The 22347-nt window shown below is 50.5% G+C and carries 27 protein-coding genes and 1 other annotated feature; of the genes, 13 read left to right on the top strand and 14 right to left on the bottom strand.

The window, feature by feature from the left end; all coding sequences use genetic code 11:
* Positions 1-184: 184 nt before the first annotated feature.
* The gene (gene smpB / locus EHN13_RS05930; RefSeq protein ID WP_003031211.1) at positions 185-667 is read right to left on the bottom strand and encodes an SsrA-binding protein SmpB; all 483 of its coding nucleotides are present in this window, start codon (positions 665-667) and stop codon (positions 185-187) included.
* 154 nt (positions 668-821) lie between these two features.
* Between smpB and ratA the strand changes: the two genes are divergently transcribed.
* Together ratA and EHN13_RS05940 are read left to right on the top strand one after the other, a co-directional pair.
* Complete coding sequence (gene ratA / locus EHN13_RS05935; RefSeq protein WP_003031213.1) at positions 822-1265, top strand: type II toxin-antitoxin system toxin RatA; 444 nt, start codon at positions 822-824, stop codon at positions 1263-1265.
* Positions 1249-1545: an RnfH family protein gene (locus EHN13_RS05940; RefSeq protein WP_003839823.1), complete on the top strand. Its 297-nt coding sequence runs from the start codon at positions 1249-1251 to the stop codon at positions 1543-1545. The genes ratA and EHN13_RS05940 overlap by 17 nt, the downstream gene beginning before the upstream one ends.
* Before the next feature lie 50 nt (positions 1546-1595).
* On the opposite strand, the gene bamE is transcribed toward EHN13_RS05940, so the two are convergent.
* The 3 genes from bamE to nadK form a co-directional block, all read right to left on the bottom strand.
* On the bottom strand, positions 1596-1940 hold the full coding sequence (gene bamE, locus EHN13_RS05945; RefSeq protein ID WP_003826401.1) for an outer membrane protein assembly factor BamE: 345 nt from the start codon (positions 1938-1940) through the stop codon (positions 1596-1598).
* A 149-nt stretch (positions 1941-2089) separates the two neighbouring features.
* Positions 2090-3751: a DNA repair protein RecN gene (gene recN, locus EHN13_RS05950; RefSeq protein WP_115601632.1), complete on the bottom strand. Its 1662-nt coding sequence runs from the start codon at positions 3749-3751 to the stop codon at positions 2090-2092.
* An 85-nt stretch (positions 3752-3836) separates the two neighbouring features.
* Positions 3837-4715 (bottom strand): NAD(+) kinase, encoded by an 879-nt coding sequence (gene nadK, locus EHN13_RS05955; RefSeq protein ID WP_005130436.1) that lies wholly within the window; start codon positions 4713-4715, stop codon positions 3837-3839.
* Between the two features lie 122 nt (positions 4716-4837).
* Here nadK and grpE point away from each other — a divergent pair, with 122 nt between their 5' ends.
* Positions 4838-5431 (top strand): nucleotide exchange factor GrpE, encoded by a 594-nt coding sequence (grpE, locus tag EHN13_RS05965; protein ID WP_048212941.1) that lies wholly within the window; start codon positions 4838-4840, stop codon positions 5429-5431.
* 49 nt (positions 5432-5480) lie between these two features.
* Here grpE and EHN13_RS05970 read toward each other — a convergent pair whose 3' ends face one another.
* Both EHN13_RS05970 and EHN13_RS05975 read right to left on the bottom strand, forming a co-directional pair.
* Positions 5481-6770: an HlyC/CorC family transporter gene (locus EHN13_RS05970; RefSeq protein WP_101742785.1), complete on the bottom strand. Its 1290-nt coding sequence runs from the start codon at positions 6768-6770 to the stop codon at positions 5481-5483.
* A gap of 18 nt (positions 6771-6788) precedes the next feature.
* Positions 6789-7580, bottom strand: a complete 792-nt coding sequence (locus tag EHN13_RS05975; protein WP_048212939.1) for a cytochrome C assembly family protein — start codon at positions 7578-7580, stop codon at positions 6789-6791.
* A gap of 165 nt (positions 7581-7745) precedes the next feature.
* Here EHN13_RS05975 and ffh point away from each other — a divergent pair, with 165 nt between their 5' ends.
* From ffh to rplS, 5 genes are all read left to right on the top strand, one after another.
* A complete protein-coding gene (gene ffh, locus EHN13_RS05985; RefSeq protein ID WP_116360775.1) occupies positions 7746-9107 on the top strand; it encodes a signal recognition particle protein in 1362 nt (453 codons plus the stop codon).
* Positions 9108-9356: 249 nt separating this feature from the next.
* Positions 9357-9605, top strand: a complete 249-nt coding sequence (rpsP, locus tag EHN13_RS05990) for a 30S ribosomal protein S16 (RefSeq protein ID WP_003031228.1) — start codon at positions 9357-9359, stop codon at positions 9603-9605.
* Between the two features lie 18 nt (positions 9606-9623).
* On the top strand, positions 9624-10172 hold the full coding sequence (rimM, locus tag EHN13_RS05995; protein WP_003031230.1) for a ribosome maturation factor RimM: 549 nt from the start codon (positions 9624-9626) through the stop codon (positions 10170-10172).
* A 44-nt stretch (positions 10173-10216) separates the two neighbouring features.
* Positions 10217-10984 (top strand): tRNA (guanosine(37)-N1)-methyltransferase TrmD, encoded by a 768-nt coding sequence (gene trmD, locus EHN13_RS06000; protein ID WP_061068379.1) that lies wholly within the window; start codon positions 10217-10219, stop codon positions 10982-10984.
* 39 nt (positions 10985-11023) lie between these two features.
* Positions 11024-11371 (top strand): 50S ribosomal protein L19, encoded by a 348-nt coding sequence (gene rplS / locus EHN13_RS06005; RefSeq protein ID WP_002914145.1) that lies wholly within the window; start codon positions 11024-11026, stop codon positions 11369-11371.
* 117 nt (positions 11372-11488) lie between these two features.
* Here rplS and EHN13_RS06010 read toward each other — a convergent pair whose 3' ends face one another.
* From EHN13_RS06010 to EHN13_RS06025, 4 genes are all read right to left on the bottom strand, one after another.
* Positions 11489-11971 (bottom strand): OmpA family protein, encoded by a 483-nt coding sequence (locus tag EHN13_RS06010; RefSeq protein WP_048212937.1) that lies wholly within the window; start codon positions 11969-11971, stop codon positions 11489-11491.
* 12 nt (positions 11972-11983) lie between these two features.
* Positions 11984-13210 (bottom strand): diguanylate cyclase DgcN/YfiN, encoded by a 1227-nt coding sequence (dgcN, locus tag EHN13_RS06015; protein ID WP_048212936.1) that lies wholly within the window; start codon positions 13208-13210, stop codon positions 11984-11986.
* A complete protein-coding gene (yfiR, locus tag EHN13_RS06020; RefSeq protein ID WP_040234078.1) occupies positions 13203-13721 on the bottom strand; it encodes a regulatory sequestration protein YfiR in 519 nt (172 codons plus the stop codon). Before yfiR ends, dgcN begins: the two co-directional genes overlap by 8 nt.
* A gap of 158 nt (positions 13722-13879) precedes the next feature.
* Positions 13880-14254, bottom strand: coding sequence for a DUF2799 domain-containing protein (locus EHN13_RS06025; protein ID WP_048212935.1), 375 nt, complete (start codon positions 14252-14254; stop codon positions 13880-13882).
* Positions 14255-14467: 213 nt separating this feature from the next.
* On the opposite strand from EHN13_RS06025, the gene aroF reads away from it, so the two are divergent.
* Positions 14468-15538 (top strand): 3-deoxy-7-phosphoheptulonate synthase AroF, encoded by a 1071-nt coding sequence (aroF, locus tag EHN13_RS06030; RefSeq protein ID WP_005130422.1) that lies wholly within the window; start codon positions 14468-14470, stop codon positions 15536-15538.
* A gap of 9 nt (positions 15539-15547) precedes the next feature.
* On the top strand, positions 15548-16669 hold the full coding sequence (gene tyrA / locus EHN13_RS06035) for a bifunctional chorismate mutase/prephenate dehydrogenase (RefSeq protein ID WP_101742786.1): 1122 nt from the start codon (positions 15548-15550) through the stop codon (positions 16667-16669).
* A 44-nt stretch (positions 16670-16713) separates the two neighbouring features.
* On the opposite strand, the gene pheA is transcribed toward tyrA, so the two are convergent.
* From pheA to bamD, 4 genes are all read right to left on the bottom strand, one after another.
* Complete coding sequence (gene pheA / locus EHN13_RS06040; RefSeq protein WP_061068376.1) at positions 16714-17874, bottom strand: bifunctional chorismate mutase/prephenate dehydratase; 1161 nt, start codon at positions 17872-17874, stop codon at positions 16714-16716.
* A gap of 21 nt (positions 17875-17895) precedes the next feature.
* Positions 17896-18021 (bottom strand) — a sequence feature (Phe leader region).
* Positions 17973-18020 (bottom strand): pheA operon leader peptide PheL, encoded by a 48-nt coding sequence (gene pheL / locus EHN13_RS06045; RefSeq protein ID WP_100250063.1) that lies wholly within the window; start codon positions 18018-18020, stop codon positions 17973-17975. Its footprint overlaps the feature before it by 48 nt.
* Positions 18022-18123: 102 nt before the next feature.
* Positions 18124-18462 carry a ribosome-associated translation inhibitor RaiA gene (gene raiA, locus EHN13_RS06050; protein ID WP_003031244.1) on the bottom strand — a complete coding sequence of 113 codons (339 nt, stop codon included), beginning with the start codon at positions 18460-18462 and terminating at the stop codon, positions 18124-18126.
* Positions 18463-18731: 269 nt separating this feature from the next.
* Complete coding sequence (gene bamD, locus EHN13_RS06055; protein ID WP_005130417.1) at positions 18732-19469, bottom strand: outer membrane protein assembly factor BamD; 738 nt, start codon at positions 19467-19469, stop codon at positions 18732-18734.
* A 131-nt stretch (positions 19470-19600) separates the two neighbouring features.
* Here bamD and rluD point away from each other — a divergent pair, with 131 nt between their 5' ends.
* From rluD to EHN13_RS06070, 3 genes are all read left to right on the top strand, one after another.
* On the top strand, positions 19601-20581 hold the full coding sequence (gene rluD, locus EHN13_RS06060) for a 23S rRNA pseudouridine(1911/1915/1917) synthase RluD (protein WP_005130415.1): 981 nt from the start codon (positions 19601-19603) through the stop codon (positions 20579-20581).
* A complete protein-coding gene (gene yfiH, locus EHN13_RS06065) occupies positions 20578-21309 on the top strand; it encodes a purine nucleoside phosphorylase YfiH (protein WP_048212932.1) in 732 nt (243 codons plus the stop codon). The genes rluD and yfiH overlap by 4 nt, the downstream gene beginning before the upstream one ends.
* Positions 21310-21438: 129 nt before the next feature.
* Positions 21439-22347, top strand: a 909-nt coding sequence (locus EHN13_RS06070; RefSeq protein WP_124021041.1) for a Clp protease N-terminal domain-containing protein, incomplete at its 3' end; no start/stop codon positions are given.

A 22347-nucleotide genomic window follows, 5' to 3' on the forward strand; every position in this document is an offset into this window, starting at 1 on the left:
CGATACGCTCTTGAAGTTTTATTTTATTAAGCTATGGACCCGATAAAATAATGAAAAGACTATTTTAGGTTTGAACGATTCAGCGGTGTAAAAACTATAATTTTGGTGAATATAATGGGTGGGTTTCAATAACTAAACAATAAGAGCCAGCCTCATGATGAGAGACTGGCCGCTGAGAGGGGATTTATCGACCTGCATTTTTCATAATACGAGCTTTGTCCAACTGCCACTCACGTTCTTTTACATCGGAACGCTTGTCGTGCTGTTTCTTCCCTTTTGCGACGCCAATTTTGACTTTGCACCAGGCATTCTTCCAGTACAGCGAAAGTGCCACGACGGTGTAACCGTCACGATTCATGCGTCCATATAAGGAGTCAAGTTCGCGTTGGTTTAACAGAAGCTTACGGGTGCGAGTAGGGTCACACACGACGTGCGTTGAGGCAACGGCCATCGGCGTGAAGTTGGCGCCAAACAGGAACGCTTCGCCGTCTTTGAGAATGACATAGCTATCGCCAATATTGGCCTTTCCTGCGCGCAGGGATTTGACTTCCCAGCCTTGCAGTGCGAGTCCAGCTTCGAACTCTTCTTCAATAAAGTATTCGTGTCGTGCGCGCTTGTTGAGCGCGATTGTGGCTGAGCCAGGTTTGTGTGCTTTTTTCTTCGTCATAATGCCGCTCAGTATAGGTAATCTGGAATTGAAAAACACCCCATTTCATCCAGCGGGGCGCAAGGCGCTATCTTAGCACGAGTTGGGCTATAGCGTTTTTTTTAGCGGATGATAAATGGTATTATTTGCACGATTGATATTGATGGAAATTGTTATGCCTCAGATTAGCCGGACCGCTTTAGTACCTTACAGTGCGGAACAGATGTATCAGTTAGTGAATGATGTTAAATCCTATCCTCAGTTTTTACCGGGTTGCACCGGAAGCCGCGTCCTGGAGTCGACTCCGGGGCAAATGACGGCCGCTGTGGATGTCTCGAAAGCAGGGATCAGCAAAACGTTCACCACGCGTAATCAACTGACCAGTAACCAGAGCATCCTGATGCATCTGGTCGATGGACCGTTCAAGAAACTGATTGGCGGCTGGAAGTTTACGCCACTAAGTCATGAAGCGTGTCGTATTGAGTTTCATCTCGATTTTGAGTTCACCAATAAGTTAATCGAACTGGCGTTTGGCCGCATCTTTAAAGAGCTGGCTTCTAATATGGTGCAGGCCTTCACGGTTCGCGCGAAAGAGGTTTACAGTGTCAGCGTCGGCTAAAATTGTCGTTGAAGTAGCGTACGCGCTGCCCGAGAAACAGTATCTACAGCGCGTGACGTTGCAGCAGGGCGCAACCGTCGAAGAGGCGATTCGCGCTTCGGGATTGCTGGAGCTACGTACTGATATCGATCTCAGCAAAAATAAGGTGGGCATCTACAGCCGTCCGGTAAAGCTTGCTGATGTTTTGCATGACGGCGATCGGGTGGAAATTTATCGGCCATTGATTGCTGATCCGAAAGAACTGCGCAGGCAGCGGGCAGAGAAATCCGCTAAAAAATAACAGACAATAAAAAAGGTGCTCATTGAGCACCTTTTTTTGATCTCTCAAACCTACTTGTTGTCGGTCAGAGCAGGTTTGTTATCAATGTTGGTTAATACGCCGCTGCTGTTAAAGGTCAGCGTCAGCGTTTGCTGAGTAACGCCTTCATGCCCTGGCTGCTGACGGAACACATAAAACCAGGTGTTAGTACCAAAAGGATCGGACATCATTGGTGTACCCAGTGCATAAGCAACTTGCTGTTGCGTCATACCTGTACGCACTTTGGCGACATCGGTAGGTGTCAGATAATTTCCCTGGTTGATGTCAGGGCGGTAAACCACTCGCTCCAGAGTGGAACAGCCTGCAGTCAACATCAGTAGTACTGCTGCAGCAGCAGTCAGCGTTTTACAGCGCATAGTGATTTGATTCCTTTTCGGGCCCGAGCAGTACGCGGCTCATATGTAATATGCCGATGATAATAGACCTTTCACCACTTTAAAACCTTTTGCTGTCGGGTCGGTCGGCGATTTTATGTTGAACTCAGACCGTCACAAGGTAAAAAAGTTTATGCCGCCAGCAGTTCTTTTGCATTTGCGAGGGTATTACGCGTCACTTCGCTACCGCCAAGCAGGCGGGCTAATTCCTGCAGGCGAGCGCGTTTATCCAGCGGCTGCATGTGTGTTTCGGTCATTGCGCCGTCAGTTTCTTTGCTGACATAGAAATGTTGATGACCGCAGCCAGCAACCTGCGGCAGGTGAGTCACACACATCACCTGGGTTGATTCACCCAATTGACGCAGTAGCTTACCCACAACCGCTGCCGTCGGACCACTGATACCAACGTCGACTTCATCGAAAATCAGCGCAGGAGTTTCCATTTTACGCGCGGTAATCACCTGAATAGCCAGCGCAATGCGCGACAACTCACCACCGGAAGCGACTTTCGCAATCGGCTGTAACGGCTGACCCGGGTTAGTGGTAACTTTGAATTCCACACGATCGGCACCGTCTGCGCTCAGATGGTGTTCCTCAAATTTCACATCAATGCAAAAGACACCGTGCGGCATCGAGAGAGCATGCATGCTTTCTGTGATGAGTTTCCCCAATTCCTGAGCATAATGCTGGCGCTGTTGGTGCAGCATTTTTGCCGTTTCCAGCGCCTGCTGGTGGTGCGTGTTTACCGCCAGGGTTAAGGTTTCGAGCGAGTCAGCCTGATCGTCAAGCTGCTGTTGTTCATCCAGCAATGACTGATAGAACTGTGGCAGCGCTTCAGGGGCAACATGATGCTTTCGCGCCAATGAAATTTGTCTGGAAATACGCTGCTCAAGTTCGAACAAACGGTTAGGGTCTAAATCCAGACGATCGCAATAGTGGCGCAACTCATCGCTGGCTTCGCTGAGCTGGATTGTCGCCTCTTCCAGCATGTCCAGAATACCGGAGAGCTTACCGTCCATTCCTGCCAGTTCACTAACCAACTGTTTTGCCGTGTACAGCTGGCTTTGCAGATTAACGTCTTCGCCGTCTGCCATGATCGCCAGCGCTTGCTGGCTGGTGGTGAGCAACTGCCCGCTGTTAGCCAGACGCTTGTACTCTTCATCAATTTGCTCAAACTCGCCTGCCTGGGGGTTGAATTCGTTCAGCTCTTTTAACTGATATTGCAACAGTTCCGCCCGGGCAGCGCGCTCCTGGCTTTGTTGCTGATGATGCGCTAGGTCGCGGCAGCTTTGGTGCCAAAGCTGGTAGCGCGCGGACATTTCCTGAATCAGGGATGCTTCATTAGCGTAACCATCAAGCAGGGACTTTTGGTGTTCCGATTTTGTCAGGAGTTGATGTGCATGCTGGCCATGGATTTGAATAAGCAACTGGCCCAGTTCACGGAGCTGTGACAGGGGAACGGCAGTGCCATTGATAAATCCGCGGGAGCGTCCGTCGCTGCTGATTACGCGGCGTAACAAACACTCACGACCTTCTTCAAGCTGGTTCTCTTCCAGCCAGCGTAGCGCCGCAGGGGTATCTTTTAAAGAGAAGCGCGCGCACAGATCGGCGCGTGTGGCATCTGTACGCACCATGTCGGCCTCTGCCCGCCCGCCCAGACACAACCCGAGAGCATCAATGGCAATGGATTTACCCGCACCGGTCTCGCCGGTGATGACGGTCATTCCGCTTTGGAAATCGATCTCCAGTTCACGAACGATAGCAAAATTGCTGATGGTCAGTTGTGCCAACATAGTTGTTTTCCTGTATGAAAAACCATAACTGTGATTACATACAGTATAAACTGGTTTTTTATACAGTAAAGAGGTTGACGTTAAATTAGAATAATTTTTTTGACCAGCCTAATTTAGTGCTTAATGTATTGAAATAACTGTAATCTTTTGGGTGTATCAGGTTCAGATGATAATCACAGCGGCGAATCAATACGTCTTCACCTTCCTGGATAGGCAGGGCGATCTGGCTGTCACAGCTGATCTCAAGATCGTTGCGGCGATGAGAAAAGCGCAGGCGAATGGTACTGCTACTGTTGATTACCAGCGGTCGCGCGGAAAGCGTATGCGGGAACATCGGCACCAGCGTAATAGCATCCAGGGAAGGGGTGAGGATGGGACCTCCGGCAGAGAGCGAATAGGCGGTAGAGCCGGTCGGGGTGGAGATAATTAGCCCGTCTGAACGCTGGGAGAAGGCAAAGATTTCATCGATATAGACTTCAAATTCAATCATGTGCGCCACTTTACCGGGGTGCAGCACAACTTCATTGATGGCCGTGCTAATACGCTTCTGGCAATCCTGCTGGCACACCTGGGCTTCGAGTAAAAAGCGCTTTTCGCTGATGTAGTGGCCTTCCAGTACGTCAGCTAACTGTTGTTGTGCATTGTCTGGGTCAAGGTCGGTCAGAAAACCGAGATTGCCGCGGTTAATCCCGATAACTTTGATGTCATAACGTGCCAGGGTGCGTGCGGCCCCCAGCATATTGCCGTCGCCACCGACGACTACGGCGAGGTCTGCTTGCTGACCAATTTCTGCGAGCGTACCGGTTTTCACATTTTTCAACTGCAGCTCGTGGGCGATTTGTTGCTCAACGATAACCTCATAACCTTTGACGCACAGCCAGCGGTAGAGCATTTCATGTGTGGTCAGTGCAGTGGGGTGACGTGGATGCCCCACAATGCCAATACACTTGAAATGTTTGTTCATTTTCTCGAGGTCCTTGTAACGAAGATTAGTGACAATGTGAGTACTTCCCTTGAAACCCTGAATCTTATCCCCATAATAATCCAGGTTAGCGAGATGAATGCGAAAAAAACGCGGAGAAATTCATGAGTAGTAAAGAACAGAAAACGCCTGAGGGGCAAGCCCCGGAAGAAATTATCATGGATCAGCACGAAGAAGTTGAGGCGGTAGAATCAGACGCTTCTGCTGAGCAGGTGGATCCGCGCGATGAAAAGATTGCGAATCTGGAGGCTCAGCTTGCAGAAGCTGAAACGCGCGAGCGTGACAGCGTGTTGCGTATCAAAGCGGAAATGGAAAACCTGCGTCGTCGTACCGAACTGGACGTAGAAAAAGCGCATAAATTTGCGTTGGAAAAATTCGTCAACGAACTGCTGCCGGTGCTGGATAGCCTGGATCGCGCGCTGGAAGTGGCGAACAAAGATAATGACGCGATGGCGGCGATGGTTGAAGGTATTGAACTGACCCGCAAGTCGATGCTGGATGTTGTGGCGAAGTTTGGCGTGCAGGTGGTTGCGGATATCGATGTGCCGATGGACCCGAACGTACACCAGGCTATTGCAATGGTTGAGTCTGATGAAGTTGCTGCCGGTAACGTGCTGATGGTCATGCAGAAAGGCTATACCCTTAATGGACGTACCATTCGCGCGGCAATGGTGTCTGTGGCGAAAGCAAAAAGCTAATCAGCCTCAGACCGGGTAGTGCTGATGCGTTACCCGGTCTGGATTATCCTCATTGGTCAGATACGCTTTCTCGTAGCGGTTTGACCGGCAATACCTGCACCTGCTTAATCATATTGTCCTGCACGTCGAGAATATCGATATCGTACTGCCCAATACGCACTCGCGTGCCGGCAACGGGGATCTCTTCCAGTGCTTCAAGGATAATACCGTTTACCGTTCGCGCATCATCTTCCGGCAAATGCCAGTTAAATGCCTTATTGATTTCACGAACGTTGGCGCTGCCATCAATAATTACTGAACCGTCATTCTGCGGCGTGACTTCTTCGGCAAGCGTTGGTGACATTGAAGTGGTGAAGTCACCGACAATCTCCTCCAGAATATCTTCAACGGTGACCAACCCCTGAATATCGCCATATTCGTTGACCACCAGGCCGACCTTCTTCTTATTACGCTGAAATTTGATCAACTGAGTGCTGAGCGGGGTGCCTTCCGGGACAAAGTAGATCTCGTCGGCGGCGCGTAGCATGGTCTCTTTGGTGAACTCCTTTTTCTCGGCCATGAGTCGCCACGCTTCACGCACGCGCAACATGCTAATGGCATCGTCCAGCGAGTCGCGGTACAGCACAATACGCCCGTGCGGGGAGTGAGAAAGTTGGCGGACGATAGACTTCCAGTCATCGTTAATATCGATACCGATGATTTCGTTACGCGGGATCATAATGTCATCGACGCTGACTTTTTCCAGGTCCAGCACGGACAGCAGCATATCCTGGTTACGACGAGAGATTTGCGAGCGCGATTCATTCACCAGCGTGCGTAGTTCATCTTTACTCAGCGAACCGCTCACCACGATATCCGTTTTGATGCCCATCATCCGCATCAGCAGACGCGTGATGGTATTCAGTAACCAGACAAGCGGCATCATCAGTACTTGCAGTGGCGCTAACAACACGCTGCTGGGATAGGCCACTTTTTCTGGATACAGCGCGGCAATGGTTTTGGGCAATACTTCAGCAAATACCAGTACCACAAAGGTCAGGACCCCGGTGGCGATTGCCACGCCCGCATCGCCATACAGACGCATACCGACAATGGTACCGAGTGCGGAGGCCAAAATATTCACCAGGTTGTTGCCAATGAGGACCAGGCTTATCAGACGGTCGGGCTTACGAAGTAATTTCTCAACGCGTTTTGCCTGACGATTTCCCTGTTTTGCCCGGTGTCGCAGACGGTAGCGGTTCAGGGTCATCATTCCGGTTTCGGAACCGGAAAAATAGGCGGAAATGACCACCATAATGAGAAGCGTGACAATAAGCGTGGTGGTGGAGATGTGTTCCACGTAGGGTTCCTTAAAGATTTAACTCACGAACTGCTGCAGGATGCGGCTGCCGAAATAGGCCAGCGTCAGAATACCTGCGCCTGCGACGTTAAACCAGACGACACGACGTCCGCGCCAGCCTTCATGGTAATGTCCCCACAGCAGAACGATATAGACAAACCATGCCACGATAGACAGAACGGCTTTATCAATATTTTCTGTGCTGAACAGGTTGTGCATATAAAACAGGCCAGTACACAGCGTCAGCGTCAGCAGAACCACGCCTATCTGGGTGATATGAAACATCTTCCGCTCAATGCTCATCAGCGGTGGCATTTCATTGCTGAAGGCCAGTTTTTTGTTTTTCAACTGGTAGTCAATCCATGCCAGTTGCAGCGCATAGAGCGCGGCGATAATCAGCGTGGCGTAAGCGAACAGCGATAACCCGATGTGAATCATCATGCCTGGAGTTGCTTCGAGATGGGTGATGTATTCGTTGGGCATAAACGTAGCGCATGCCAGATTGATTAATGCAAACGCATAGACGATCGGTAGCAATAGCCAGCCGCGGTTGCGCGAGGCCACAATGGTCATGACAGTACAGATCATCAGGCTAACCAGAGAACCGACGTTCAGCAGGCTCAGGTTTTGTCCGCTTTCACCACCTGGCAGAATACGTGCTTCCAGGGCAAACGCGTGACAGACCAGCGCGATAACCGCAGAAAGAATAGCCATACGCCGCCAGCCGCTGTTTTTTTGCAGCAGGGCGGGAACGATCAGCGCAAGGCTGACGGAATAGGCGACAAGGGCTAACAGAGCAAAAACGGGCATATGGGTGTCGACAGTTGGCCAAGGATAAAGAAAAGCAGTATAGCGTTACGTGACCGCTGCTCCAACCGTTGCATAACAACAAAGGCGGCTTCATGTTATACTGCGACAAATTTCTGTTGATGTGTCGCTGTCGCGACCGACCGTTTCCACCCCAGGCGAGAGACAATGTTTGATAATTTAACCGATCGTTTGTCGCGCACGCTGCGCAATATCAGTGGCCGTGGACGCCTTACTGAAGACAACGTTAAAGAGACGCTGCGCGAAGTGCGCATGGCGCTACTGGAGGCTGACGTTGCGCTGCCGGTAGTGCGTGAGTTTATCAATCGCGTAAAAGAGAAAGCGGTTGGTCACGAAGTTAACAAGAGCCTGACCCCGGGTCAGGAGTTCGTTAAAATCGTTCGTAGCGAACTGGTTTCGGCGATGGGCGAAGAGAACCAGACGCTAAACCTGGCGGCACAGCCACCGGCCGTGGTGCTGATGGCGGGCCTGCAGGGTGCGGGTAAAACCACCAGCGTCGGTAAGCTGGGTAAATTCCTGCGCGAGAAGCACAAGAAGAAAGTGCTGGTGGTCTCTGCCGACGTCTATCGCCCGGCGGCGATCAAACAGCTGGAAACGTTGGCCGAACAGGTCGGCGTGGACTTCTTCCCGTCGGATGTCGGCCAGAAGCCGATTGATATTGTTAATGCCGCGCTGAAAGAAGCTAAGCTCAAATTCTACGACGTGCTACTGGTGGATACCGCCGGTCGTCTGCATGTTGATGAAGCGATGATGGACGAAATCAAACAGGTCCACGCTTCTATCAAACCGGTAGAAACGCTGTTTGTTGTCGATGCCATGACCGGTCAGGATGCTGCGAATACTGCGAAAGCGTTTAACGAAGCACTGCCGCTGACCGGTGTGGTACTGACTAAAGTCGATGGTGACGCCCGTGGCGGTGCGGCATTGTCTATTCGTCATATCACTGGTAAGCCGATTAAATTCCTCGGCGTTGGTGAGAAAACGGAAGCGCTGGAGCCGTTCCATCCGGACAGAATTGCCTCACGTATTCTCGGCATGGGCGACGTGCTGTCGCTGATCGAAGATATCGAAAGCAAAGTTGACCGTGCACAGGCAGAGAAATTAGCAAGCAAGCTGAAAAAAGGCGACGGCTTCGATCTGAACGATTTCCTTGAACAGCTTAAGCAGATGAAAAACATGGGCGGCATGGCCAGCCTGATGGGCAAGCTGCCGGGCATGGGGCAGATCCCTGACAACGTGAAATCGCAGATGGACGATAAAGTGCTGGTGCGTATGGAAGCCATCATCAACTCGATGACGATGAAAGAACGCGCTAAGCCGGAAATCATCAAAGGCTCCCGCAAACGCCGTATCGCACTGGGCTGCGGGATGCAGGTACAGGACGTTAACCGTCTTCTGAAACAGTTCGACGACATGCAGCGCATGATGAAGAAAATGAAGAAGGGCGGAATGGCGAAGATGATGCGGAATATGAAAGGGATGATGCCCCCAGGATTCCCTGGTCGCTAATCGGCCTGGCTTGTTTGCCATTTCGGCACCGGGGTGTGCTCGCCATCCTCACGTACTGCGTGTACGCTCCGGTGGCTGCGCGCACGCCGGCACCGAACTGACGGCACCGCCGACGGCCTTTTATAGCAGAGTTATCAACTGCTGATTGCATTTTCCCCAGAAATCAGTAAAATTTTCGGGCTTTTAATATGACACCCGGGCTCCGTTCCTCGATGGGGCCTGGGTGTTTTATTCACACAAGAGGATGTTATGGTTACTATTCGTTTAGCTCGTCACGGCGCTAAAAAGCGTCCGTTCTACCAGGTTGTTGTTACCGACAGCCGTAATGCACGCAACGGTCGCTTCATCGAGCGCGTTGGCTTCTTTAACCCAATCGCTAGCGAAAAAGAAGAAGGCACTCGCCTGGATCTGGATCGCATCGCTCACTGGGTTGGCCAGGGCGCGACTATTTCTGATCGCGTAGCTACGCTGATCAAAGCAGCAAACAAAGCAGCTTAATCTGTCACGGTGGTCATGATGAGCAAGCAACTCGCCGCACAGGCTCCTGTAGAACCCATCGTTTTGGGGAAAATGGGGTCTTCTTACGGTATCCGTGGTTGGCTCAGAGTGTTTTCTTCCACTGAAGACGCCGAAAGCATTTTTGACTATCAGCCCTGGTTTATCCAGAAGGCGGGTCAGTGGCAGCAAGTACAGCTGGAAAGCTGGAAGCACCACAATCAGGATCTGATCATCAAGCTGAAAGGCGTTGACGATCGTGATTCGGCGAATCTACTGACTAATTGCGAAATTGTCGTGGATTCCTCGCAGTTGCCAGCGCTGGAAGATGGTTCCTACTACTGGAAAGACCTTATGGGCTGCCAGGTAGTGACCACTGAAGGCTACGATCTCGGTAAAGTCGTCGATATGATGGAAACCGGTTCTAATGACGTCATCGTCATCAAGGCAAACCTGAAAGATGCGTTTGGTATCAAGGAACGTCTTGTGCCGTTCCTCGATGGGCAGGTTATCAAGAAAGTCGATCTCGCTACTCGTACTATCGAAGTAGATTGGGATCCTGGTTTTTAAACCACCGGATAAACGGTAAAAGTCGGCGTTATGGGGATTGGCTTGTGTTTATAGGTATCGTTAGCCTGTTTCCAGAAATGTTCCGCGCAATTACCGATTACGGGGTAACTGGCCGGGCAGTAAAAAATGGCCTGCTGAACATCCAGAGTTGGAGTCCTCGTGACTTTACTCATGACCGGCACCGTACCGTGGACGATCGTCCTTACGGCGGCGGACCGGGGATGTTAATGATGGTGCAACCTTTACGGGACGCCATTCATGCAGCAAAAGCTGCGGCTGGTGAAGGCGCAAAGGTGATTTATCTGTCACCTCAGGGACGCAAGCTTGATCAAGCGGGCGTTTGCGAACTGGCAACGAATCAAAAGTTGATTCTGGTGTGCGGTCGCTATGAAGGAATAGATGAGCGCGTGATTCAAACCGAAATTGACGAAGAATGGTCAATCGGCGATTACGTTCTCAGCGGTGGTGAGTTACCGGCAATGACGCTGATCGACTCCGTTTCCCGGTTTATTCCGGGGGTTCTGGGTCATGAGGCTTCGGCAATCGAAGATTCGTTTGCTGACGGGTTGCTGGACTGTCCACACTATACCCGACCTGAAGTGTTAGAGCAGATGGAAGTACCGGCGGTATTACTGTCGGGGAACCACGCTGAGATACGTCGCTGGCGTTTGAAGCAGTCGCTGGGCCGGACCTGGCTTAGAAGACCTGAACTTCTGGAAAACCTGGCTCTGACTGAAGAGCAAGCAAGGTTGCTGGCGGAGTTCAAAAAGGAACACGCACAACAGCAACATAAACATGATGGGCAGGCGTAAGCCCCCAATATCAGTTTACCCAGGATAAGAGATTAAATTATGAGCAACATTATTAAGCAACTTGAACAAGAACAGATGAAGCAGGACGTACCTTCCTTCCGTCCGGGTGATACCGTGGAAGTGAAAGTATGGGTTGTTGAAGGTTCCAAAAAACGTCTGCAGGCATTCGAGGGCGTGGTTATCGCTATTCGTAACCGCGGTCTGCACTCTGCATTCACTGTTCGTAAAATTTCCAACGGCGAAGGCGTTGAGCGTGTCTTCCAGACTCACTCTCCGGTAGTTGACAGCATTGCTGTTAAACGTCGTGGTGCTGTTCGTAAAGCTAAACTGTACTACCTGCGTGAGCGCACTGGTAAGTCTGCTCGTATCAAAGAGCGTCTTAACTAAGATTCGCGCAAGCGACATCCTGTTAGAAAAGGGCTGGCCGAAAGGCTGGCCCTTTTTTTACTCCGACCTTTATTTTTTGTTAGATGACTGCGCGACGCGCAGCCAGTTGGATATTGATTACGGTGTCGAGATCACGACTGCAACGCGGCGGTTTTCGGCACGGCCTTTTGACGTCTGGTTGCTGGCAAGCGGGTATTTCTTCCCGAGCCCTTGGGTTGTCAGGTTAGTTCGTGGAATATTGGCACCCCGAGCCCAGGCGTCTGCAACCACATTGGCTCGTTTGAGCGACAGAGCTTCGTTGTAGCTGTCCTCGCCATAGTTATCGGTGTGACCATCCAGACGAGCATGGTTTAACCCGGTAGCAGCCAGTTTGGATGCCATTTCCTGGATTTGTTTTTCACTTTCAGGGCGGAGTTTATAGTCGTTTTTGTCAAACAGGATGGTGTCAGACAAACCCAGAGACCAGTCTCCTGAAGCTTCAGTAAATCCGTACGATTTCATAGCTGCAATTTGCTCTGGGGTAAATTTCCCCTGAGGTGCCTGACAGCCTGCCAGAATCAGCATGATGAGAATAAACGGGGATAATAAACGTCTTAGCATGTGTGTAATTCCTTATTTTTTAATAATGCGCTCAGCGCGCAAATTTTTAGCCTGATACATATTATGATCGGCAAGTTCTTGTAATTTCTCGGCAGAGGCATGTTCCCACGTCAGCGCAAAACCAATACTGAGTGTCATGCTTGCCAGATGACCGTTATGCAGGTCAAAAGGTCGATTAAACTCTTGCGACAACGCCGCGCAGATACGTTGAACTTCGTATTCAGAATGGACGCTGTAAAGCACCATGGCAAATTCATCGCCGCCAAGTCGGTATGGGTGATGCCGATTACCACCAAATTCGGCCAGCCTTTTTGCGACTTCAATCAGGACCCGATCGCCCGCAGCGTGTCCCCAGGTATCATTAATAAATTTAAAATTATCGCCATCAAGGAATAACAACGCAGAGCTGCTGTGGGCCGCGTCGTCGTTCATCAGTGCGTTAATACTGCTGCGAAATGCGGCACGGTTCGCAAGACCAGTCAAAGGGTCATGTAGCGCGGTACGCAACAGTTGGGCATTCTTTGCCTGGAGACGTAGTTGCCACTCTTCCATTTCATCCAGCAGGCTATTAAAGTCCTGCGCAAACAGATGAAATTCTTCAATCCGTTCTTCAGATACGCGCCGTGAGAAATTACGATTGGTACGAACATCATGTACCACCTCAGTAATATTTTGCAGGGCGTCCACGACACCATTATGTAAATAACGAGTAAGCATTAATGCAATACCCGATGCCAGTAAAATGCATCCGGTAAGAACCGCCAGCGACAAATAAATGAAATGACTAATAACGCTGTCGCGAGCAATCAGGCGCACCTCACCAATAACGTCGCCATTGTGCAAAATGGGTTGAGTTACTGGTTGCGGGAACAACCAGTGGCTGATGATACTGCTGATTTTGTCAGTAGTATCCTGCGCGTCATAGCGCCAGGTGGCGATCACTTTCTGCTTTTGATTGCGGACTTCTGCAACTGAAAATTGCCCTTGCTGTCCCAGTGCCGCCAGCGTTTCCGACGCTGCGACGCTATCCGAAAAGACTAATGCTGCTTCGAGCGTGCGGGTCATGGTTGCTGCCGTGAGATCCAGATTCTTTTGTGCGTATTGCTTCAGAGCCAGCACAGACGAAATGCTAAGCAGCAGCCAAATCAGCGTCATGGTTACCAGTACGCTGACGATGCTGATACGCCGCAGCGTCCGCTTAAACGTTGGGCGTTTTATGGGAGAAGGACCCTTATTCATGCTTTTTATTCCGCGCAAGCATCAATACGTCTGGACTTACCCTTACACCGCTGCGTGACAGGGAATCCATATTTACGGAAAATCTCACGTCTTCATCTTTAATTATGAGGCAAAAAGCGCTGCCAATAACGCATTCGGGATTCTGTTCGGCAATTAATAACAATGCTTTAGTAGGATATTTATTCTTTAGTTCCGCCTGATATGTAGGACTTTCTTTTCCAAAATAAAAACCATCACACTGCGCAACTAAGACTTCTTGTTCCGTATGAATGATGACAGGAAGATAGGGTAGTGCTCCTGCTCGGGTATCTTCCAGCACGCTGGAAAAGCGCGAAGAAGAGAATATACACAGTTTTGGTGGCCCTGAAAGTGCTGGCCAGCGTGTATAACTGACGATACCGGAAACCATAGAGCGCACAGATTTTGCCTCTTCCGTGACGCTGTGAGCGTACAGAGGTAATCCGGTCAGAAGCAGTGCCAGTAGAAGTATGAGTCGGTAAGAAAAGCTCATGAATAGGTACCTACCAGCGTTTGCCGTATTGCGTCGATATACATTCAAGATTGTTTGCAACAAAATAACATTATTTTCCCAGGGCGTCATTATTCCTGGAATGAGTGCATTGAGTATTTAAGCTAAATCTCATTAATTTATAAAATTTAAGCTCTTGTTTAATTTAACCTTGTTGAGGCTGCTCCTTCGTTTGCTCCTTTTTGCCATGCTTCATGTAATCGGCTGACATTGTCTACCGTGTCGCAACTGGCGGGGAAGGTTTTGCCGGTCAATCCTCTCGCGTAAACAAAGTCCTGCTGACAGGTTTTCCTTTGTCCTTCGGCGTACCCCTTAAGATATTGGGCACGATCGACCTCCGGGTCATTGTAGTTGTCGGCAAGTGTCTCGTTATCTTTAACGACATGGCCTGAAATGGCATCCTGTATTCCGGCATCAAACCAGTCGGTACCTGTCCAGGTAGGGGAAAAAGTATAGGGATCTATCTGACATCCGCTGAGAAATAATACAAATAAGGTACAGATGAGTTGCTTCATTGCCTGTTCTCCCCGTTTTTTAAAGCATAGCGGATTCATATATAGAATGGTGTAAATTTAATTGTACGGACTTTTGCAGTGTTTTTGCTGTAAAAAGGTCTTCCGTAAATAAAAATTTACGGAATGTGGATTGAAATCTTTACCTGTTGTGTTATCGTGATTATCTCCTCGCTGAGGAAAACTATCGCAAACGAGCTAAACAGGATCACCATCATGCAAAAAGACGCGCTGAACAACGTACACATTACCGACGAACAGGTTCTGATGACCCCAGAGCAGCTTAAAGCGGAATTTCCGCTGAGCCTTGCACAGGAGGCGCAAATCGCTCAGTCGCGTAAAACCATTTCAGACATTATCTCTGGTCGCGACCCGCGACTGCTGGTGGTGTGTGGTCCATGCTCGATTCACGATCCTGAAGCGGCTATTGAGTACGCTCGTCGATTTAAAGCCCTTGCCGCAGAGGTCAGCGATAGCCTCTACCTGGTGATGCGCGTCTACTTTGAAAAGCCCCGTACCACCGTCGGTTGGAAAGGGTTAATTAATGATCCTCATATGGATGGCTCTTTTGATGTTGAAGCAGGCTTGAAAATTGCGCGTCAACTGCTGCTTGAACTGGTGAATATGGGGCTACCGCTGGCAACAGAAGCGTTAGATCCAAACAGCCCGCAATACCTGGGCGATCTGTTTAGCTGGTCTGCTATCGGTGCGCGTACCACTGAATCACAGACGCATCGTGAAATGGCTTCTGGTCTTTCCATGCCGGTTGGTTTTAAGAATGGTACAGATGGGAGCCTGGCGACGGCAATTAACGCCATGCGCGCCGCAGCACAATCACACCGCTTTGTTGGTATTAACCAGGCGGGGCAGGTTGCACTACTGCAAACTCAGGGTAATCCAGATGGTCACGTGATCCTGCGTGGCGGTAAAGCGCCGAACTACAGCCCAGCGGATGTCGCCCAGTGTGAAAAAGAGATGGAGCAGGCAGGACTACGACCTTCTCTGATGGTAGATTGCAGTCATGGTAATTCCAATAAAGATTACCGTCGCCAGCCAGCCGTGGCTGAATCTGTGATCGCCCAAATCAAAGATGGCAATCGCTCAATCATCGGCTTGATGATTGAAAGTAATATTCACGAAGGCAACCAGTCCTCCGAACAGCCGCGTAGCGAAATGAAATACGGCGTCTCCGTAACTGATGCCTGCATTAGCTGGGAAATGACGGATGCGCTACTGCGTGAAATTAGCCAGGATTTAAACGGCCAACTGACGGCGCGTGTAGCATAAGAGGTTGGTATGGTTGCTGAATTGACCGCACTACGCGATCAAATTGATGAAGTTGATAAGGCGTTGCTGGATTTACTGGCACGGCGTCTGGAGCTGGTTGCCGAAGTCGGTGAAGTCAAAAGCCGCTTTGGGCTGCCGATCTACGTACCCGAGCGGGAAGCCTCGATGTTGGCTTCCCGCCGTGCAGAAGCTGAAGCGCTGGGGGTGCCGCCAGATCTGATCGAAGATGTATTGCGTCGGGTTATGCGCGAGTCTTATTCCAGTGAGAATGACAAAGGCTTTAAGACGCTTTGTCCTTCTTTGCGTCCGGTGGTGATCGTCGGTGGTGGCGGACAGATGGGGCGGCTGTTCGAGAAGATGCTGACGCTGTCTGGTTATCAGGTGCGGATCCTGGAACAGCAGGACTGGGATCGCGCGCCGGAGATCGTCTCTGATGCTGGCATGGTGATCGTCAGTGTGCCGATCCACGTCACCGAACTGGTAATCGCCAAATTACCGCGCCTGCCGCCTGACTGTATTCTGGTTGATCTGGCCTCAGTGAAAAATGGTCCTCTGCAGGCGATGCTGGCGGCACATGACGGTCCGGTTGTGGGTTTACACCCGATGTTTGGTCCTGACAGCGGCAGCCTGGCAAAACAGGTCGTTGTTTGGTGTGATGGGCGGCAGCCGGAAGCCTATCAGTGGTTCCTTGAGCAGATTCAGGTTTGGGGCGCGAGATTGCATCGGATTAGCGCCGTTGAGCACGACCAGAATATGGCGTTTATTCAGGCGTTACGCCACTTTGCGACATTTGCGTATGGGCTGCATTTAGCGGAGGAGAATGTGCAACTGGAGCAGTTACTGGCTCTTTCTTCGCCGATTTACCGTCTTGAACTGGCAATGGTTGGCCGTCTGTTTGCCCAGGATCCGCAGCTCTATGCCGATATTATTATGTCGTCGGAGAGCAACCTTGCGCTGATCAAACGCTACTACCAACGTTTTGGTGAGGCGATCGGTTTACTGGAGCAGGGCGATAAGCAGGCTTTTATCGACAGTTTCCGTAAGGTGGAACACTGGTTTGGCGACTATGCGCAGCGCTTCCAGAGTGAAAGCCGTACTTTGTTACGCCAGGCGAATGACAGCCGTCCTTAATTAAGATGCCGGATAAGCGTAGTGCCATCCGGCATTGTCAAACGTTAGCTTGGATCGACCGGCACCACGTTTTCACTCGGATAACATCCCAATACTTTCATCGAACGCGTAATCTCACCCAGCTCTTTCAATGCTTTTTGCATTTGGGGCGATTCCAGATTGGCCTGGATATCAAGATAAAACATCTCTTCCCACGGATTGCCGTGAATCGGGCGTGACTCCAGTTTAGTCATAATCAGATTATGGTTACGCAGCACCAGCAATGCTTCTACCAGAGCACCGGCCTGTTGCCCTGTCGCCATCAGCAACGTTGTTTTCGCTGGAACCTGGTCAGAAACATTGATTGCTTTACGTGCCAGTACCACGAAGCGGGTAATGTTTTGTGTCTGATTAGCTTCAATATGCTCAAGTACCTGCAGACCATGCAGTACACCACCGGCTTCGCTTCCCAGGGCTGCCACGCGTGGCGAATTAGCCTGGGCGACCTTTTCCATCGCAGCTGAAGTGCTTTCAGTGTATTCAATCTTCCAGTGCGGGTAGCGGTTCAGGAACTTGCTACACTGCTGGAACGGTTGCGGGTGGCTGTATACCGTGTCAATGCTCTCCAGATCGGTTGTTCCCGACACCAGTACGCAATGATCGATAGTAATCGTCATCTCGCCAACGATAGACAGGCTGGTGTGCTGCAGCAGATCGTAAACGTCATTAATCGCACCGGAACTGGTGTTTTCAATAGGCACTACCGCGTAGTCTGCCTGTCCGGTCTCAACCTGATTAAAGATATCGGCAAATTTCGCGCAGCCGCTTTCAATAAACTGCTCAAAATGACGTGCGGCATACTGACGGGCGGCGAGGTGTGAGTAAGACCCTTTTGGTCCCAGGAAGGCAACACGAGCGGAATGCGGGTTGCTCTTATTCAGATGCTGCTGAAGGAGCGCCTGCTGGGTCAGGACGGAGTCTTCGATAATCAGCTGGAACAGGCGAGTAATGTAATGAGCATCAAGATGATGTGCTTTGCCAAGCTGAATCAGGCGGTCTAACAGGTCGCGCTCACGGTCGATATCACGAACCGGACGATGTGAAAGCAGTTTAGCTTTGCCAACTTCTACGGCTAGTCCACGTCGCTCAGCCAGCAGGGCCAGTAATTTTTCATCCAGCGTGCTGATCTTATCGCGCAGCGCCAGCAATGGGTTTTCCGATGTCATAGTGTTGCCTTTCTTGTTATCAAAAAAAAGGCCTCCCGTTGTGGGAGGCCTTATTGTTCGTCTTCGCATTCTTTATCACACGACGAAACGCCTCCCATTCAGGGGAAGGTAAAAAAGAATGCGAAGAAGAACGGGACAAGTTTCATGTAATTTTCCTTTGGCTGCATCAGTAAAGTACCCGTACTGTTTTCACCATGTCAACAAAAAACGCGCCCGAAGGCGCGTTGGCGATACACTCAATGTAAGGGACTACTCTTCTTCTGCTTCGACGAAGTTGGCGTCTTTTACTGAAGTTGTTGCACGACGGGCTTCGCCTTTGTGCTGCACTTTATTGAGCTGCCGTTCCAGCTTGTTGATCAAATCGTTAATGGCGGTGTACATATCCTCGTGTTTTGCGCTGGCGACCAGATGTCCGTTCGGTGTATTGATGGTGGCATCAGCAATGAAACCCTGTGGCTCCTTAGACAGAATGATATGTGGATTAATCAGATGAGTTTGCCATTTTTCAAGTTTGGCGAGACGGTCTGCGACATGCTGGCGAATTGCCGGAGTAATTTCCATTTGTTTACTGGTAATGTTCATTGTCATAAATTTTACCTCTTGTCTTTCCCGTCTTGGTGATTCCAGCATACCGTTCCTAATGTCAAAATATGTGATCTAAATCACATATTTTTGTCGCTTTTTGTCAAGAAAACCTTTTTGTGAGGCACCGCAGGAACAGGCGATTTTTTACTTGAGGAATACCTGAAAGCAGGCCATATTTGATAGGATGCGTCGCAGCTAAACCGCTTCAGTTGTGGTGTTAACGGATAAAAAAACGGCAGCCCTTGGGCTGCCGTTTTGCATTCTGAGGTCAATCAGGTGTTGCTGCTGTTAGCGGCAATGATTTTCGCTACTTTTTCTGCCTGGGCATTCATCTGCATTTGGCGATAAGCGTTTTCCATCAACGGCAGGGCATCACGCGTTGCCTGGGTATCCGGATAGTCACGCAGCATACCTTCCACACGGTTCACGACTGCAACCCATGCGCCACGGGCGGTATAGTACTCAGCAACAGAGTATTCATACTTCGCCAGACGATCTTTCAGGAACACCAGACGCTTCGTGGCATCGGTTGTGTACTGGCTGTTCGGATAACCACGTACCAGTTTGGAAAAGTCATTAAACGCAGCTCGGGCGTGCTGTGGATCGCGATCGCTACGATCGACGCCAAAGAATCCTTGCAGCGCGCTATCATCCAACGCCATATTGGTCAGGCCACGCATGTACATGACATAATCAATGTTCGGGTGAGTCGGGTTCAGACGAATAAAACGATCGATGGCAGCCTGAGCAAGTGGCAGATCGGCGTTTTTATAGTAGGCGTAGATGAGATCTAATTGCACCTGCTGAGAATACGGTCCAAATGGATAGCGGTTATCCAACGCTTCCAATTGCGTTATTGCCTGTTTCCAGTTACCGTCCTGCAGCTTTTGCTGAGCAGTCGCGTAGATTTCATTTGGCGGATTATCGGGCACCTCTTCCTTTGAACCAGAGCAACCCGCCAAAAACAGGCTCAACGTGGCTGCTGCCACCAGATATTTCATGCGCGTCATGACGTTTTGACTTTCCTCAAAATGTAATACGGGAGATTCTCTGTTCCTGCTCCCGGTTAAGACCAGCTACAATAGCACACTATATTAAACGGCAAAGCCGTAAAACCCAACGTTAAACGAAGAAGCAGTTTATGGCACAACGAGTAGAACTCACCGCAACAGTCTCCGAAAATCAGCTTGGTCAACGCTTAGATCAGGCTTTGGCCGAATTGTTCCCTGATTATTCGCGATCGCGCATAAAAGAATGGATCCTCGACCAGCGCGTACTGGTAAATGGCAATCTTTGCGATAAGCCGAAAGAAAAAGTGTTAGGTGGAGAGCGTGTCTCCATCAATGCTGAAATTGATGAAGAGGTTCGTTTTGAAGCTCAGGATATCCCGCTGGATATCGTTTATGAAGATGACGACATTCTTGTCATCAACAAACCTCGTGACCTGGTGGTACATCCGGGCGCAGGTAATCCTGATGGTACGGTATTGAATGCGTTACTGCATTACTACCCGCCAATCGCGGATGTTCCTCGTGCCGGTATCGTACACCGTCTGGATAAAGACACAACCGGACTTATGGTTGTGGCAAAAACTGTCCCAGCGCAAACGCGCCTGGTCGAGTCATTGCAGCTGCGCGAAATCACTCGTGAGTATGAAGCCGTGGCGATTGGTCATATGACAGCGGGCGGTACAGTCGAAGAACCGATCAGCCGTCATCCAACCAAACGTACGCATATGTCAGTGCATCCAATGGGGAAACCTGCGGTAACGCACTATCGCATTATGGAGCATTTCCGTGTGCACACGCGTCTGCGGTTGCGTCTGGAAACCGGACGTACGCACCAGATCCGCGTGCACATGGCGCATATCACCCATCCGCTGGTGGGCGACCAGGTCTACGGTGGTCGTCCGCGTCCACCGAAAGGCGCTTCTGACGAGTTTATCTCCGTGCTGCGTAAGTTTGACCGTCAGGCGCTGCACGCGACCATGTTGCGTTTGTATCACCCGATTTCCGGTATTGAGATGGAATGGCATGCGCCGATTCCGCAAGATATGGTGGAGCTTATCGAAGTGATGCGCGCTGATTTCGAAGAGCATAAGGATGATGTTGCCTGGCTATGAGTAAGCTAATTGTCCCGCAGTGGCCGATACCTCAGGGTGTCGCGGCCTGTAGTTCTACCCGCATTGGCGGCGTCAGTCTGTCGCCCTATGATTCGCTTAACCTGGGTGCCCATTGTGGTGATAACCCGGAGCATGTGGAAGAGAACCGCAAGCGGCTGTTTGCTGCGGGCAATCTGCCTTCGAAACCCGTCTGGCTTGAACAGGTACACGGTAAAGACGTCCTGAAATTGAGCGGCGGGCCATACTTATCTAAACGTGCAGATGCGTCCTACAGTAATACGCCGGGTACCGTATGTGCGGTGATGACGGCGGACTGTCTGCCGGTGCTGTTTTGTAATCGTGCTGGAACAGAGGTGGCGGCGGCCCATGCGGGCTGGCGCGGGTTATGTGAAGGTGTGCTGGAAGAAACGGTGGCGTGCTTTGGCGATAAACCGGAAAACATTATTGCCTGGCTAGGCCCGGCGATTGGCCCGGACGCGTTTGAAGTGGGAGCAGAAGTCCGCGAAGCGTTTATGGCAAAAGATCCGCACGCTGACAGTGCATTTGTACCGCGTGGTGAAAAATATCTGGCGGATATCTATCAGCTTGCACGTCAACGTCTGGCAAATGTGGGGGTTGAGAACGTCTACGGTGGTGACCATTGCACCTTCAGCGAAAGTGAGACGTTCTTCTCTTATCGTCGCGACAATACCACGGGTCGTATGGCAAGTTTTATTTGGCTGATATAACCTAAAGAATCAAGACGATCCGGTACGTGTAATTTTCTTTTCACATAATTCAGGTCATTCACCTTGAATAATTGAGGGATGACCTCATTTAATCTCCAGTAGCAATTTTGGCCTGTTATGGGAGGAGTTATGCGTCTGGATCGTCTTACTAATAAATTCCAGCTTGCTCTTGCCGATGCCCAGTCACTCGCATTGGGGCACGACAATCAATTCATCGAACCACTTCATCTAATGAGCGCCTTGCTGAATCAGGAAGGGGGATCGGTACGTCCTTTATTAACGTCCGCTGGCATTAATGCTGGCCAGTTACGTACAGCGATTGACCAGGCGTTGAGCCGTTTGCCGCAGGTCGAAGGTACCGGCGGTGATGTGCAGCCTTCTCAGGAACTGATGCGTGTACTGAATCTTTGCGACAAGCTGGCGCAAAAACGTGGGGACAACTTTATTTCGTCAGAACTGTTCGTTCTGGCGGCGCTTGAGTCACGCGGTACGCTGACTGATTTATTAAAATCAGCTGGAGCGACAACCGCCAATATCACTCAGGCAATTGAACAAATGCGTGGAGGTGAAAGCGTGAATGACCAGGGGGCTGAAGACCAACGTCAGGCCTTGAAAAAATATACCGTCGACCTGACCGAACGCGCCGAACAAGGCAAACTCGATCCGGTTATTGGTCGTGATGAAGAAATTCGCCGCACTATTCAGGTGCTGCAACGTCGTACTAAAAATAACCCGGTTTTGATCGGTGAGCCAGGTGTTGGTAAAACCGCTATCGTCGAAGGGCTGGCACAGCGAATCATTAACGGTGAAGTACCTGAAGGGTTAAAAGGTCGTCGCGTGCTGGCACTGGATATGGGCGCGCTGGTGGCCGGGGCGAAGTATCGCGGTGAATTTGAAGAACGTTTAAAAGGTGTGCTCAACGATCTCTCGAAACAGGAAGGCAACGTCATTCTGTTCATCGATGAGTTGCATACAATGGTCGGTGCAGGTAAAGCCGATGGCGCGATGGACGCCGGCAACATGTTGAAACCAGCGCTG

This window comes from Citrobacter youngae, from assembly GCF_003818115.1.
Classification (GTDB): domain Bacteria; phylum Pseudomonadota; class Gammaproteobacteria; order Enterobacterales; family Enterobacteriaceae; genus Citrobacter; species Citrobacter youngae.

Coding starts and splice junctions, on each gene's coding strand:
- smpB (WP_003031211.1), bottom strand. CDS start 667: ATGACGAAGAAAAAAGCACACAAACCTGGCTCAGCCACAATCGCGCTC.
- ratA (WP_003031213.1), top strand. CDS start 822: ATGCCTCAGATTAGCCGGACCGCTTTAGTACCTTACAGTGCGGAACAG.
- bamE (WP_003826401.1), bottom strand. CDS start 1,940: ATGCGCTGTAAAACGCTGACTGCTGCTGCAGCAGTACTACTGATGTTG.
- recN (WP_115601632.1), bottom strand. CDS start 3,751: ATGTTGGCACAACTGACCATCAGCAATTTTGCTATCGTTCGTGAACTG.
- nadK (WP_005130436.1), bottom strand. CDS start 4,715: ATGAACAAACATTTCAAGTGTATTGGCATTGTGGGGCATCCACGTCAC.
- grpE (WP_048212941.1), top strand. CDS start 4,838: ATGAGTAGTAAAGAACAGAAAACGCCTGAGGGGCAAGCCCCGGAAGAA.
- EHN13_RS05975 (WP_048212939.1), bottom strand. CDS start 7,580: ATGCCCGTTTTTGCTCTGTTAGCCCTTGTCGCCTATTCCGTCAGCCTT.
- ffh (WP_116360775.1), top strand. CDS start 7,746: ATGTTTGATAATTTAACCGATCGTTTGTCGCGCACGCTGCGCAATATC.
- rpsP (WP_003031228.1), top strand. CDS start 9,357: ATGGTTACTATTCGTTTAGCTCGTCACGGCGCTAAAAAGCGTCCGTTC.
- rimM (WP_003031230.1), top strand. CDS start 9,624: ATGAGCAAGCAACTCGCCGCACAGGCTCCTGTAGAACCCATCGTTTTG.
- rplS (WP_002914145.1), top strand. CDS start 11,024: ATGAGCAACATTATTAAGCAACTTGAACAAGAACAGATGAAGCAGGAC.
- EHN13_RS06010 (WP_048212937.1), bottom strand. CDS start 11,971: ATGCTAAGACGTTTATTATCCCCGTTTATTCTCATCATGCTGATTCTG.
- dgcN (WP_048212936.1), bottom strand. CDS start 13,210: ATGAATAAGGGTCCTTCTCCCATAAAACGCCCAACGTTTAAGCGGACG.
- yfiR (WP_040234078.1), bottom strand. CDS start 13,721: ATGAGCTTTTCTTACCGACTCATACTTCTACTGGCACTGCTTCTGACC.
- EHN13_RS06025 (WP_048212935.1), bottom strand. CDS start 14,254: ATGAAGCAACTCATCTGTACCTTATTTGTATTATTTCTCAGCGGATGT.
- aroF (WP_005130422.1), top strand. CDS start 14,468: ATGCAAAAAGACGCGCTGAACAACGTACACATTACCGACGAACAGGTT.
- tyrA (WP_101742786.1), top strand. CDS start 15,548: ATGGTTGCTGAATTGACCGCACTACGCGATCAAATTGATGAAGTTGAT.
- pheA (WP_061068376.1), bottom strand. CDS start 17,874: ATGACATCGGAAAACCCATTGCTGGCGCTGCGCGATAAGATCAGCACG.
- raiA (WP_003031244.1), bottom strand. CDS start 18,462: ATGACAATGAACATTACCAGTAAACAAATGGAAATTACTCCGGCAATT.
- bamD (WP_005130417.1), bottom strand. CDS start 19,469: ATGACGCGCATGAAATATCTGGTGGCAGCAGCCACGTTGAGCCTGTTT.
- rluD (WP_005130415.1), top strand. CDS start 19,601: ATGGCACAACGAGTAGAACTCACCGCAACAGTCTCCGAAAATCAGCTT.
- yfiH (WP_048212932.1), top strand. CDS start 20,578: ATGAGTAAGCTAATTGTCCCGCAGTGGCCGATACCTCAGGGTGTCGCG.